General features: G+C 49.3%; 10 protein-coding genes. 1 reads left to right on the forward strand and 9 read right to left on the reverse strand.

The genetic code is table 11. From position 1 onward, the window contains the following. Window positions 1-87: 87 nt before the first annotated feature. The 5 genes from BUA17_RS06955 to BUA17_RS06975 form a co-directional block, all read right to left on the reverse strand. Window positions 88-1,719, reverse strand: coding sequence for a response regulator (locus tag BUA17_RS06955; protein WP_072733041.1), 1,632 nt, complete (start codon window positions 1,717-1,719; stop codon window positions 88-90). Beyond that, window positions 1,704-3,461, reverse strand: coding sequence for a sensor histidine kinase (locus BUA17_RS06960; protein ID WP_139295622.1), 1,758 nt, complete (start codon window positions 3,459-3,461; stop codon window positions 1,704-1,706). Before BUA17_RS06960 ends, BUA17_RS06955 begins: the two co-directional genes overlap by 16 nt. Window positions 3,462-3,536: 75 nt before the next feature. After that, a complete protein-coding gene (locus BUA17_RS06965; protein ID WP_244552087.1) occupies window positions 3,537-5,216 on the reverse strand; it encodes an extracellular solute-binding protein in 1,680 nt (559 codons plus the stop codon). 101 nt (window positions 5,217-5,317) lie between these two features. Next, window positions 5,318-6,877: a glycoside hydrolase family 43 protein gene (locus tag BUA17_RS06970; RefSeq protein WP_072733042.1), complete on the reverse strand. Its 1,560-nt coding sequence runs from the start codon at window positions 6,875-6,877 to the stop codon at window positions 5,318-5,320. A 77-nt stretch (window positions 6,878-6,954) separates the two neighbouring features. After that, window positions 6,955-8,481, reverse strand: coding sequence for a glycoside hydrolase family 43 protein (locus BUA17_RS06975; protein WP_063567959.1), 1,527 nt, complete (start codon window positions 8,479-8,481; stop codon window positions 6,955-6,957). 197 nt (window positions 8,482-8,678) lie between these two features. On the opposite strand from BUA17_RS06975, the gene BUA17_RS06980 reads away from it, so the two are divergent. Beyond that, window positions 8,679-9,587 (forward strand): AraC family transcriptional regulator, encoded by a 909-nt coding sequence (locus tag BUA17_RS06980; protein WP_072733043.1) that lies wholly within the window; start codon window positions 8,679-8,681, stop codon window positions 9,585-9,587. Window positions 9,588-9,905: 318 nt separating this feature from the next. Here BUA17_RS06980 and BUA17_RS06985 read toward each other — a convergent pair whose 3' ends face one another. From BUA17_RS06985 to BUA17_RS07000, 4 genes are read right to left on the reverse strand one after another with little or no spacing between them, the layout of a single operon-like run. Beyond that, complete coding sequence (locus tag BUA17_RS06985; RefSeq protein WP_063567957.1) at window positions 9,906-11,630, reverse strand: ABC transporter ATP-binding protein; 1,725 nt, start codon at window positions 11,628-11,630, stop codon at window positions 9,906-9,908. Next, on the reverse strand, window positions 11,627-12,484 hold the full coding sequence (locus tag BUA17_RS06990) for an ABC transporter ATP-binding protein (protein WP_072733044.1): 858 nt from the start codon (window positions 12,482-12,484) through the stop codon (window positions 11,627-11,629). Before BUA17_RS06990 ends, BUA17_RS06985 begins: the two co-directional genes overlap by 4 nt. Window positions 12,485-12,493: 9 nt before the next feature. Next, window positions 12,494-13,507, reverse strand: a complete 1,014-nt coding sequence (locus BUA17_RS06995; RefSeq protein WP_072733045.1) for a FecCD family ABC transporter permease — start codon at window positions 13,505-13,507, stop codon at window positions 12,494-12,496. Then, window positions 13,504-14,529: a FecCD family ABC transporter permease gene (locus BUA17_RS07000; RefSeq protein WP_063568420.1), complete on the reverse strand. Its 1,026-nt coding sequence runs from the start codon at window positions 14,527-14,529 to the stop codon at window positions 13,504-13,506. Before BUA17_RS07000 ends, BUA17_RS06995 begins: the two co-directional genes overlap by 4 nt. Window positions 14,530-14,600: the final 71 nt, after the last annotated feature.

Here is a 14,600-nt window from a genome sequence, read left to right on the forward strand (position 1 = left end):
CCTTTAGGATTCATCAAACAAAAACAGAAACAAGACCTCAGGTTCATCTCACCTGAGGTCTTGCTTCTGTTCATATCTACTTCTATTTTAGCGGACCAAAAGGGATTCCCGGAATTCCTGGGGAGTCATGCCTGTCACCTTTTTGAAAAAACGAGTAAAGGAATGCGCTGCCTCATAACCAACCTGGAGTGCAACCTCCCGAACCATGAGATCGCTATTCCTGAGCAGTTCCTTTGCTCTTCTAACTCGCAGCTCGTCAATAAATTCGGAGAGGTTGATGCCCATCTCCTGTTTGAAGAAACGGGAGAGATAGGATGGATTGAAATGATGAAGCTCTGCCAGCCTCACTAGGGAAAGATCTTCTTCCAGGTGCTCCTTGACGTAAGTACACAGGGAATGAATGACCACATTCGCTCGCTCCTGCTCATCCGAGCCCTTGAAGCGTACGAGCTTGTCGGTTGCCTGATAAAGCACCTGCACCGCGTCCTTCATAGATGTGTACTCGCTCAGACGAAGCAATCTGCGCTGATCGGGAATATCCTGATGCAGTCCCCATCGATTGATAGTCGAATACAGATACAGCGCCAGATTATAATAGGTTTCCATCGCCCTCTCCATCGTCACATCCTGTTGAAGCAGTTCATTGGCCAGCTCTTCAAACACTTCGTAAAATTGCTGAATTCGTCCCGTTTCCAAATACCCTGACATGACCTCAATTCGGCTGCTGACCCGTGTGAGCTCCCTTTGGCCCTGATTCGGCAAAGCATCATCAAGATCGGTAAGCACCATGGAAATGCCATCACCAATCTTCATCCAATGCAGCTGCCTCAATCGCTCGTATTGCCGAGTAATGTCGAACCAGTTGCAGCTTTTCCCGCTTAACGCAAAAGCCACCGATATGCCAAGTGAAGCCATGCAGGCTTCCTGCACCAATTCGAGTATACCCTCCAGATATCGGATCAGTGAATGGCCTGGCTCTGCTTCTGGATGTTTGGGCTGAACCAGCCACACCACATCTCCATAATGGTCTGTTACGCTGGCGTGAAGGGTGTGCTCATCCATCAAGGAAGAACCGATCCTTCGCGCTGATGCCTGAACCTGTGCGCGCTCCAGGTGCAGAGGTTTATCCTTATAATCAAATCGACCCAGCACAATGTAAACAGGGGCCGAGAGATGAAGACTCATGTCTCGCCTTGCCCATTCATCCTGAATCTCACTGGAGCAACCTGCCACATATGGTGTGGAGTTCTGTAGCACGTTCCTCAAATACTCTTCCTGCTGAAGCACTTCCAGCTGACAGGTTGCCTCTTGGGACTGCTGCAGCAATTCGTGCATGCGGTGACTCTGCCGAATCTCTTGCATGACCTCCTCAACCACAGCCATGATCTTGTCATATCCTTCCGTTTTGAGTAAATAACGTACATTGGGCATTTGAAAAGCCTTGTAGGCATAATTAAAATCGCTGTAGCCGGTGAGAAAAATGACGCGGCAGTGCGACCAGTAAGCCTGGATCTGTTCTGTCAGTTCAAGACCGCTCATGCCAGGCATACGAATGTCTGTCAACACGATATCGATCCTTGAGCGTTCCATCCACGTTAATGCCTCCCTGGCTGAATAAGCTTTGCATACATCAAGCCGTTCCGGCATATGGCTTGCAAAGGTTTCGTAGATGCTGTCCGTAATAATTTCCTCATCATCCACAATCAAAAGTCGATACATCCGCTTTCCCTTCCTTCCCTTCGGATTCGAATCGTGACCTTCAATCCCTGCAGCTCGCTTCTGGCCAAAAACAGGCCGCTTCCTTCCCCGAATGTCAGCACCAGGCGCCGATGAATATTCATGAGTCCGGTCATTTCATCCGAGCTGCCATCTTCAAGCAGACGCTCCTGAAGCGCATGAATCTGCGGGTCCGTCAACTCATGCCCGTTGTCCTCTACACTGATTTCAGCGATATTCCCCTTCATGCTGAACCGGACCCTAAGCATGCCCTGATCCGTCATTTTTTCAAGACTGTGCTCGTAAGCATTCTCAATGATTGGCTGTATGATTAACCGGGGAACACGAATCTGCTTCATATCCAGTGGCAGCTCCCCGAAGTCGGCCTGTATTCGTCTGGAAAAACGCAGCTTCTGAATTTCCGTATACACACTCGAATGGGCAGCTTCCTCGTCCAGTCTTACATGATCTGTCCCGTTTCGGGTAATGAACCTGAAATATTCACCAAGCATGTTGGCAAATTGCTCAATGCGCGCTGTATCCCCCGTTCTTGCGAGCGAATTGATAATGAAAAAGCTGTTATACAAAAAATGAGGATTAATCTGCGACTGAAGCTGCTTCAATTCGGCGCGCTGCATCATCATCGTCTTTTTGAAATCCCGATCGATAAGCAGTTGAAGCTTCTCAAGCATCTGATTGAACCGGGAGTACAGAAAGCCAAATTCATCCTTGCGCTTGTGCACGATGGGGATGTCCAGTACACCTGTCTCCATTTTTTTGAATCTTTTGACGAGCAGCAGTAGCGGAATGTGAATCAGCCTGTAGCTGGAATAGAGATAAGCCGATATCGCGACGAAGGATGTCATTGCAAACAGCCAAGCCCAATGATAGAACTTGCTTAGCGGCCTCTTCACACTTTCCTCCGGCAAATACGTTGCTACCGATAAGCCCAATGGGCCCATATGGCTCTGGCTGACATAATAGCGTGTACCCTCGACCTTCACCTGAAAGCCGCCATGATCACTATCGGTGATGTGATCACGGTAGTAAGGGAGGATAAAGTCACGCTTGGAAACGTCTGTGATAATATGGCCCGTCTTTTCCTCAATGAGGAAGGAGCCACTGTCCGGGTACAGATTAAGCTGGGTCAGTGCATTTTGAAATTGCTCCGTATCCAGCTCGACCTGGACCGCAAACAGCGGTTCTTCTCCCTTCTTGCCAGTCAGGCGCACGGCACTCAGATTCATGGTGCCCTCCTTCACCGTAAAGCGAGTGCCTTTTCCCTGCTTGCCGGAGCTGAAGTATTCATAGGAAGCTTTGTCATAATCATCGATGCCATGGGTGGCCGAGATGCTCTTGCCAATCGTGCGGATATGCACATGAACGTTCTTGATGTAAGCACTGCTGTTCTTGAACGTAGCCAGCCGCTCGGACAAATAGTTCAATGTATCGCGGCGCTCTACCTGATCCATCATTCCCCACAGAATGGCGAGCCTGTTCAGCTTCCTGTCCTCAACGATGTCGAACTGCTGCAGCTCCAGCCATTCAATTTCCCGATTCAATTCATCCAGATACCGGGTAAGCCGTCTTTCTGTTGACGAGGATATTTCCTGGCTGGCATTGTCATAGCTCCAATTGTACAGATACAGGCCCAGGAGAATCAGTGGAAGAACAAAAATCAGATAGGTGATAACCAACCGGGCGAAAATGCTGCTGCGCCAGGATTGGGCAGGAAACTTAATCAACTCACTCCCCTCCATTGCTACAGGCTGGATTGTCTTTTTGCACATTTTGCATATGAAGGCACCATTGAGGAGCGGTCAGCGTTCCAGTGCTGTTTTGGTTTTGAGCCACGCATTAACCTCCGTTGTGATCTTTTCTCCGCCTAACTTGAGCCAACTCTCCACAAACTGGTCGAACTCTTCAATCGGTCTGCCGAGAATAATGTTCATGTATGCCTCAAGCTGAAGATCGTTCAGGATCATCTGACGGTCGACCATCGTTTCTGTAATCCCCCCCGTGAATTGGTCATATAAAAGCTGTCCGTTCCGCTCGTAACCATCAGCTATGCTAAATGCGCCTGTCGGTCCGTAGGTTTGATTCCAGCCCCAGCCGCTTTCGACACCTTCCGTCTCATAGGCCTCAACTCTTTTCTGAATAGCGGATGCTTCATCCTGAAGAACAGCAAGATTACCGGAACGCTGCGCCTCCCGAATTTGCCGGTAAGCATCCAGATTTTTGGTTCCCGGAAAGGGGGTCACCGGCGATAGCATCCACACTGCCTTGGAATCGTCATTGTAGTACGTTTCATACTGCGCCTGCTCACCCCAGTTGGTCTGCAAATGAAGATTCATAAGCTTCATCACCACTTCAGGATGAGCATAGTCCTTCCTGACGGCGAAATATTGCCAGGTGTTGGTGCGAAGTGGTACTTTAATCTGATTGCCGGATTTAGCTACTATGGGGTAAGACTGCCAGTCCGCTGCTGCATCGTTCTCTCGGCTCGACTGAATCATGAAGGGTGTCCATTGTTCTCCGTACAGCATACCGATTTTTCCGTTTTTGATCAGTCGTACGGCCTGTGTTCCCTTCTTATAGCTGAATTCAGGGTCAAGCTGCCCCTCCAGGTACATCGTTTGCAGAACCTGCAGCGCCTCCCGGACTTCAGGCTGAATGCCGCCATAAACGAGCTTGCCATGTGCATCTTTAATCCATATATTCGGGTATGCACCATACCCTGCCATCAGACCAGCAACCCCCATGACCGGGTCCCACAGATGATTCGTTAGTGCAAGGCCGTAGGTATCCTGTTGGCCGTTGCCGTCAGGGTCTTCTTGTGTAAACGCTTTCGAAATCTCAAGTACGTCCTCCATCGTCTCAGGCGGCTGAAGTTCCAGACGTTCAAGCCAATCGGTTCTGATCCACAAGTACTGGGCTGTCTCGATGGAGGAGGCCGTTTCAGGTATCGCCATCAGCTTGCCATCGATGGTTGCCGCGTCAAAAGGCCCGCTTCCTTCCGCCTCCAATATGCTCTTCGCAAGCGGCGAAGCATACGTTGTGTACACCTCGGACAGATCCTGGATCAGCCCCGCATTGCTCAGCTGCCTTAATTGGTATGGATTTACCTTCACAACGTCCGGAATTCGACCTGCAGCGAGGGAAACACCCAGCTTCTGACCGTACATATCTCCTTTGGCGATCCAGTCATAGCGAAGCTTAATCCCAAGCTCTTGCTCATATAACCGGGTCCAGCGATTGTCCAGCAGTGTCTCTCCCGGCATCTGGCTGATCATGCGCTCCAGATCATCCCCGGCCTCTCTGACAAAAGATACTTCTACAGGAGAACTGTATTTTCCGAAAATGGAATGATCCTCGGATGGCTGCCCATCCACCACGGGCATGCTTTGTCCTGAATATCCGCTCGTATGGTCTGTTGGTATACATGCACTGAGCAACAGAATGACAACCCACTTTATTTTGGTTAAAGCAGAAATACGCACATCATGCACCCCCATTCGTCTGTAATGGACAACGTTTTTTGGCAACATCAGGAATTTTAACCTTTCTGATATTATAAAAAAAGCCGCCGGCTCGGCGACTTCTATGCAAGTTTGTTCTCGTCCTCCGACACGATCACATCATATTTAAAATTCGAAAAATCAGCGCTGCCCCCGGTCACTCTCGTCGAATATAAAAACAACCCGATCCGGCAGCCCATAAAATGATCCAGCTTATAAATCATTTTGTGGGAAATGCCAAGCGGCTTCCACTCTGTCCCCTCCAGATAGGAGAACGTACAGTCGTCCTGATTATTCACGAAGTTGCCAAAAGCCTTGAGCGTAACTACGGATCCTGAAACAGGTATCCTGGCATACTCGGTGGCAGGCTCCGTATCAACCAGATTGCCAAATATCGATGAATCCTCGCTGTTTCTTGCCAGCATGACCAGGTAAAATTGCCCTTCAGTCTTCGTCAGCGCAATTAAACCGTATGTACCGATCAAAAAACACAAGCCTGCATAATCACCATCCTCCAGCCTGCTCCCATCCAGCGTAACGATTGCTTCACAGGCAGGACCCATTGCACGCTGCGTCAGCGTATTAACCGCAAAGGTCAGATTGGGGCTGAAGTGTGCGGTTTGAATCCGATACACCCCAGGCGGGTCGATCACCGACCAGAGCGCATCATTCGGAGTGTGATTCCATTGCCAGACATCCTTGAGCCGTACCTTTCCTTCTGCATTCGCTTCATAGTGAAAATCATCGCTGCCAATTAGAGGTTTGTAGACGTGATCCGGTCTCGTACTCGGCACAACGATCTCTTTTGGCGCTTCCGTGGGGAACACCGGGATATCGTTCTCAAAGTGAAGCGGAACCAGCACAGGGATGCGGCCAACCGCCCCGTGATCCTGAAACAGCATAGCGTACCAGTCGCCATCCGGTGTATCCACGATTCCGCCCTGGGCTACACCTGAATTAAAATAGCCCATATCGTCGTTAAACACTTCTCCGCCAACAAATTCGCCTTCCAGGGAATCCGCCATGTAACACGCCTGTGTTCTTCGGCCGGTAGCTTGTGAAATATGAATCAGAAACACATAGTATTTTCCATTAATTTTGTAAAAATGGGCCCCCTCGTAACCGAGGAAATAAGGCTCTTTTTCTTTTACGATCATGCGCAGCACTCCACCGGGCTTGGGGCCGGACAGATCAGAGCTTAACTCGGTCAAATGAATTTCGGCATTACCATGGACCAGGTAAATTCGGTCATCTTCGTCGAAAAACAGGGAGCAATCATGATAAAAGCCTTCCACATACTGCTTGGTCCAGGGACCCGAGATCGTATCGGCCGTGTACAAATATGTCTTATGGGTATCGTTTGCCACAAAAATGACATAAAACTTATGCTTGTGATATCGAATCGACGCTGCCCACATGCCTTTGCTGTAAATCTGCCTGCCTTGCTCCAGCCGCTGCGCGGGTGTATCGTCAAGTCTATCGTACACATGTGTAGCCACTTCCCAATGGATCAGGTCATAGGAACGCAGGATGACGCAGCCTGGCATCATATGCATGGTTGTGCTGACCATATAATACGTGTCTTCAACCCGAATCACATCTAGATCGGGATAATCGGCCCAAATAATTGGATTTGCATGCATGTTGGCCATTCTTCCTTTCTAGCTTTATTGGCCACACAATCTCAACAGATAAATTAGGCCCAAGTCTAGTTCCTTGCTTATTCAAAACTCCATTCCCTAATACTGATGCCTTGCTTGCCCACTGCTCCCCCAACCACCATATAGATGTCATGAACTCCCTGTGCATCTGTAATCCCGGTTGAATGCTCTTTCCATCGAGGTGATATGCCCGATTTAGGTGATCCACCCGATGCCGGAATCACAAGCTGCCCAATCAGCAGTCCGTCCGGGCGATCCAGATGAAGCTCCAGTACCGCCTCCGCGCCTTCATTGGAGATTGCAGCTGTAAAGCATGCCGCCCCTTCATTGCCAAAATCAACCTTCGATAACGCAATCCAGCTGCCTCTTTCCATCTCGGTAACAACAACCTCAGAATCGGCACCAGCCGTAGGCTTTGATGTACTTAATCGCTCCGTCTTCACCCCTGCGCTCCATCCCATTGTGGCAGCAGCTACCCTCTGATAAGGATTGAACAGCTTGATCTGTTCAACACCTTCATAATCTGCGGCCACCTCGTTCATACGACCATCTGCTTCGTTGAAGCTAATCTGGTTCAGATGTGTCGAACGATAACCATCAGGAACCTCCATCGCCTGTGATAACGTCTGGGCGTGATAAGCAATATACCAGTGATCCGCAAATTGAAATATGGCATGATGGTTGTTGCCGCCAACGCCAAAAAAGTGACCCGGATTTCGCAGGACCGTTCCTCTGTACGTCCATGGACCCATGGGCTGGCTGCTCGTCATGTAAGCAATCTCGCCGGGTGGCGGACTGCCCTCTGGACGAATACCCTCGTCAAAGTTAGAGCAGTAGGTAAAATAATAGATATTGTTAAATTTATGAATCCCCGCATCCTCAAACATGTACGGAGCAGGGATAACCCTCGCCCGGCCCACCACACTGGTCATATCTTCACCCAATGGCATAACTCTTGCGGTATCCGGCCTATCTGCTCTCCCTTCCGGTATGCCACCCCCAAAATAGATATAAGCTCTGTGATCATCATCTACCAGCACGGCCGGATCGAACAGCCACGTCACATCCTCAACACCCGGAGTCTCTCTGGTAATGAGCGCTTTTCCAATAGGATCTGTCCAGGGCCCGACCGGACTCGGGGCTGACAATACGCCGATGCTGCTGGCATTGTTGGAAAAATAAAGGAAGAATCGATCCTGCCCGTCAATGATCTGATGGGCAGCGGCTGGTGCCCAGGATTGATTGGCCCATGTGGCTGCGCCTTGGGGCCCTGCCACATGAATCTCCCCATGATCTGTCCAGTTAACCAAGTCGTCTGAAGAGATGACTGTTATGCGGTTGATCGAGTGGAAACTGTTTTTCTGCGGATTGCCCTCAGAATCATACTCCAGCTTATCACTCGTCATGTACAGATAGACACGCCCCTCGAACACCAGAGCATACGGATCGGCTCCAAATTTATGAGCAACCAAAGGGTTTTTATTTGGTGGAAGTTTCCCTATGGCCTTACTGATCTTCACAGCAGCTATAGATGGATGATTCTGTTCCGTTTGTTCCCTCGCATTTGAAGCAGAATTGTAGTTCATCAGTCGTTCCTCCATTTGAGTTTGATATACATCTCATCGCCGCTCTGCGATTTGCCAGATCCAGGCCTAAAATGCAGGGAAACGCTTGCAATAGCAGATGCAGCATGTTAGGTTGATTACAGTTTAAGGTAAAGCTGATTACATTTTCATTGCGTATTCCGCTCTATTTATTGCGCGAAAGGACAAGGAGGTGCTATATGAACGGATCCACTGAATATTTTTACGATCCCATCCAGTCCGAGCTTTTATATCTTCATCGCGTAACTACGTATCCATTGGAAACAATTTATCATCGACATGATGCATACGAGATCTACCTTTTTATTCGCGGCAATGTCAACTTTTATGTGGAGAACCGATGTTATCATCTGGAGCCGGGAGATTTGCTTATTATGTCTCCGGAGGAAATGCATCGCGCCTTTATTTTGGATGGAACCGAATATGAACGAATTACTATCAATCTAAAAAAAACATATCTTTGTCAGTTGTCGACTCTATCAACCAATCTATCCGCATGTTTTGATCATCGTCCAAAGGGACAACAGAACATCGTTCACTTAGATGATTACCATATGAAACAGATTTTGCATTTAACTAGCGAACTGGAGGAATTGCTTGATTCAAATGTATATGGAACGGATGTTAAAACCAATGCAGTCATTGCACAGTTGTTGGTTCTCATAAACAATTCGTTCCTCAATAAGTCCTCTATACCAATCGATATCATGCCAGAGATGGTACGTAAAACAATGGATTATATTGAAGCGCACATTTCCCAGGAGATTACGCTTCGCAAGCTTGCCGAGGCATTTTATATGAACAGCACGTATATCAGCCGCCAGTTTAAAAAGCATACCGGACTAACGATCCGCTCTTACATCATGAACCGTCGTATTGAATTGGCGAGATATTACCTATCAGGCGGGGTGAGCATTACGGATGCCTGCTTCCAATCGGGGTTTCGCGATTATGCCAATTTTATTCGAACCTTCACCAAAATTACCGGAGTCTCTCCGGGCAAATATAGCAGACAAGCACAAAATATTCCTGATCCATCCTTTGCACACTATGCAGCATTAAACCCGGCAAAGGACGGTCAAAAATAAACCCCTGCAATGAAGAGTATTCATCAACAACATTGAGCAATCCTACCCATTAGATTAACGAATTAAGAGGCGAAAATCGTTTAGATACATGCCTAATCGGTAATCGGAATATGTTCTTGTCCATTCAGGCAATCGGTACAAGTTCTTGTCCTTGGCTCGGGACACGAACTTGTACCAACCTTCATATCGTGCATTCCCCTATAAAATGCAGCATACATTCCTGCAGGACCGGACCGCCGCCCACAATCGTTAGAATTTATAATTCAGTCATCGTCGTCCTGTCCTTCTCCTGTTTAGTCTTGTTTGTATTGGTTACGTTCAAGAGGCTTGTGTCGCATACAATCGTGCATAAATACCTCCGCTATGCAGCAGTTCCTCATGCGTACCCATCTCGGCAATCTCTGTACCCTCCAGCACAACGATCTGGTCGGCATGACGGACCGTCGATAGCCGATGGGCAATCACCAGTGTTGTGCGATCCTTCGATATTTCATCCAGTGCCTGTTGGATCTCTTGCTCGGTCTTGGTATCAAGCGCCGATGTCGCTTCATCCAGAATGAGGATCGGTGCATTGCGCAGAATCGCCCGTGCTATCGAAAGGCGCTGTTTCTGCCCTCCAGACAAACGCACACCGCGTTCACCAATTACCGTATCGTAGCCTTGCTCCATCTGAGATATAAATCCATGTGCTTTAGCTGCTTTAGCTGCGGCAATCACATCTTTCCGGGTCGCGTCCTTCCATCCATAAGCAATATTGTCATACACCGAGCCATCAAACAGGAACGTATCCTGCAGCACCATTGAAATATTGTTACGCAGGCTGGAAAGCGTCACATCACGAATATCGATGCCATCCACTCGAATCGATCCCGCCTGCGGGTCGTAGAATCGGTTAACGAGACTGGCCAATGTCGACTTACCCACTCCTGTGGTGCCTACAAGAGCTACTGTTTTTCCATGATCAATGGTCAGGTTCAGCCCCTCTAGTACAGGCGAACCATCTTGATAAAGAAATGTGACATCTTGAAAGGAGATCTGTCCTTGTACACGCGGCAAATGGACTGCGTTTCGCTTCTCCTTTATGTCTTCCTCTTCTTCCAGCACATCATATACCCGTTTAAGGCCAGCAGAGGCTCGCCCTGCCATTTCCACCAAGCCGGAAAAAGACTTTATCGGTTGATAAAACATACCTAGGTAGGCGATGAATCCGATGATATCAGCAATGCTTACCTCGCCTGTTGCCATCAATCTGCCGCCCAGTATCACGACAAATACAGTCCCCAGTGTGGTCACAAATGCCAACAACGGCAAAGAGGTTTCATAGAACAAACTGGCGCGTAAATAGGTCTTCGAATATTTCATAGCCAGACGAGAAACGTTGATCCGCTCCTCCTCCTGTCGATTGAAAATTTGGATTTCTTTCATGCCCGACAAATTTTCCTGCACCTTTCCAGCGATATCTCCCCGAGCTTGGGAACTCTCTCCCCACAGCGGCGACAAGTGCTTGCTTTGCCATACCGTGATTACAAGCAGCAACGGAATCGTGATCAGACTGATCAGTGCCAGCTTCACATTGATCGTCAAGAGCAGGATGCCTACTCCGATAAAGGTTAGTCCGTTAACGATAAACTCAGGTATAGCATGGGCAATGAAAATTTCCGCTTCCATCGCATCATTCACAACGCGCCCGGTCAAGTCACCCGTCCGGCTTCGATGGAAATAGCGCAAACTCATCTGCTGATATTTGCTATACAATCTTGTTCGTAAATCCGCCACGTAATGAAGTGCGGCATAATGGTTCATATAGCCTGCCAGTGATGTTCCGATGGCTTGCAAACAGGTAGCTCCAAGTAGCAATAAACCAATCTTCAATGCTTCTGCGGCATACTGACTGCTACCTTCGGTCGCCAATTGTGTCAACGAACGGAGCGCCCAGGGCAAATAAAACCCGGCAATTGTTGCCAGCACGATACCGACTAATCCAATGCCTAACTGCAACCAGTATTTTCGTGCGCCCAGCAAGACACGCCATGCGATTTTCATGTGGCAATCTTCTCCTCCTGCTCCTTATCATTTAAGAATCCTTGATCCGCCCCTTGGCCTCTACGCTTATCACGCAATATCTCGTACGTCACATACACTGGTCGCCCCGTTCGTGGTTCCAGCATAATTTCGGCATCGATGGCAAACACCTCACGTAGCGTCCGTGCCGTCATTACGCGCTCTGGCGAGCCATGCTCCACCACCTGACCATCACGAATCGCCACCATATAGTCGGAGAAGCGTGCTGCCAGATTCAGGTCATGCAGCACCATCACAATCGTAACCTGCTGACTGCGATTCAGTTCATAGAGCAGCTCCAGCACTTCAAGCTGATGTGCCAGGTCCAGATAGGTGGTGGGTTCATCCAGCAGGATCAGATCGGTCTGCTGGGCGAGTGCCATCGCAATCCATACGCGCTGACGTTGACCGCCAGAGAGCGTATCGACCTCGCGATGCTCAAACGCTGTAAGCTGTGTAACTGATAGGGCCCAGGCAACTACTTGCTTATCCTCTTTGGAGAGCTTGCCGAAGCCCCGTTGATGAGGAAAACGCCCATAGGCCACTAATTGACCGACCGTCAAACCGCTCGGTGCAGTAGGCGTCTGCGGCAGAATTGCCATCTGCTTGGCCACTTCTTTGGTGGACAGTGTGCAAATATCAGCACCATTCAGATAAACCGTGCCATTTTTCGTCTTGAGCAGCCGACCGACTGCCTTTAGTACGGTTGATTTTCCGCAACCATTGGGGCCAATAATCGAGGTAATCTGTCCACGCGGAATCTGCAAATCCAGTTCTTTTACGATAAGCGTGTCATTATAGGCAATATCGATTTGTTGCGCTGTAATACTCTCCATGACGTCCTCCTAATTGGCCTTCGATAGTAAATAAAGAAAGTACGGAACACTGATGACCGTAATGACGATTCCCGTCGGCACATCTCCCCCCAGGCTAACCGTGCGCGTAATTGTGTCAGCCAGCACCACGACTAATCCACCGGTCAGGCTGGCAGCCGGAACGAGCAATTTGTGATCGGGCCCGACTAGTTTTCTTGCCATGTGCGGAGCGATCAAACCAACGAAGAAGAAGCTTCCGCCCACGGCCACACTGCCAGAGGATAAAGCAACAGCAGCGATCGACAACCCCAAAAACTGCCGCTTCACGGCAAGACCTAGTCCTTCTGCCGTCTGATTGCCCAGATGGAGGGTGTTGAGCATGCGAGACTTGTAGAAAATATAGCCGAGTAAAATGAAGACCCATGGTGCCAGTACGGAAATATAGCGCCAATCAGCGCCCCACAAGCTTCCCGCCAGCCAGTGCAGCATGAAATCCATCTGCGAATCATTCAGCTTGAGTGTCAGGAAGGTGGTCAGCGCTTCATACCCGCTTCCGAGCGCGACCCCGGTTAAGATCAAGCCGATTGACGAGATATCTCGCCCACGGCGATACGATAATAAGAAGATCAATCCCGCCGCCAACAATCCACCAACAAAGGCCAGTAGTGGCAGGGCAATAAAGGAGCCCTTTCCTGTCGATGCGATGAATACGACGAAGAACAATACAAACAAACCTGATCCCGAACTAATCCCCAGTGTCCCCGGACTAGCCATGTCATTGCGCAGCAAACTCTGCATCACGACCCCAGCCGCTCCCATTCCCAGACCTACCAAGATCGACAGTGCGATTCGTGGCAACCGAAAATCAAACACGATCAGATTTTGCTTGTCGGTGCCGTTTCCCACGAGAACATTCAACACTTCTAGCGGTGAAAGATTCATCTTGCCAGAATTCATGCTAATGATAGCAAACATAAGGATGAGCACCATAAGCACTACATTGATGATGATGCCCCGTTGCATCGTATAACGCTGCTTGATCATTCAGATTCCCTCCTTTGTCTGCGAGCCAGGAAGAGAAAGTACGGGACACCAATGATAGAAAATATAATGCCAATCGGCGTTTCGAACGGCTTATTGATCAAGCGTCCAGCCAGATCGGCTGACACGGTCAGCAACGCACCATATAACGCAGCCGCCGGAATAATGTAACGATAATCGACACCGACCATGTATCGCACAATATGTGGGGTAATCAGACCAACAAAACCGATCGGGCCAACCACGACAACAGCCAATCCAGTCAGGACGAGCACGATAATCGTCGATAATCCCTTGACCAGTCCGCTACGAATACCGAGTCCACTTGCCACATCATCCCCCAAACTGAGCAGTGTAACAGAAGGAGATAGCGCCAGCGCCAGCAGTACACCACCAACAAATAGCGGTGAGATAATCAGCAATTCACCCCACTTGACCCCCGCTGTACTGCCTGCCGTCCAGAATGTCAATGCTCGACCCAAGTTATAATTGATCGCTAAATACTGACTGAGTGCACCAAATAGCATGGAGATGGACAGTCCTGCCAGTACCAGCCGCTGAGGCGTCATCCCGCGCTTGCCCATTGATGCGATGAAGTAAGTGATCCCGGTCGCGAGCGCTGCTCCCAGACAAGCAAACAGCATCATCTGTCCATACGAATAACCCGGCAGAAAAGCCAGGCAAAGAGCAATCGCGAATGCTGCCCCAGAGCTGATCCCCATCAGCCCGGAGTCGGCCAGCGGATTGCGCGTCGTTCCCTGCATAATAGCCCCGCATACCGCAAGGCTGCACCCGACGATCAGATCGGCTACGGTACGCGGAAGACGTAGGGTTTGAATAATGTGATGCTCAGTGAGCGTTGGATCAAATCGGAAAATAGCCTCCCATGCAGTCGCTAACCTCATGTCGGCGGCGCCGAAGCTAATCGACGCCGCCGACATGAGAACCGTTAATCCAAGCCCTACCACCATGTACATGGTGAAGTTCACCGCCCCACGGCGTTTTTGTTCAGGCTTGTTTTTCATCACGTTTTCCTTTCCTTACCTACTGACAGTCATATTTGTAAATTGGAGTACTTCTTTATACCTCGTCAAAA

This window comes from Paenibacillus sp. ov031 (assembly GCF_900143165.1).
In the GTDB taxonomy this organism is placed as follows: domain Bacteria; phylum Bacillota; class Bacilli; order Paenibacillales; family Paenibacillaceae; genus Paenibacillus; species Paenibacillus marchantiae.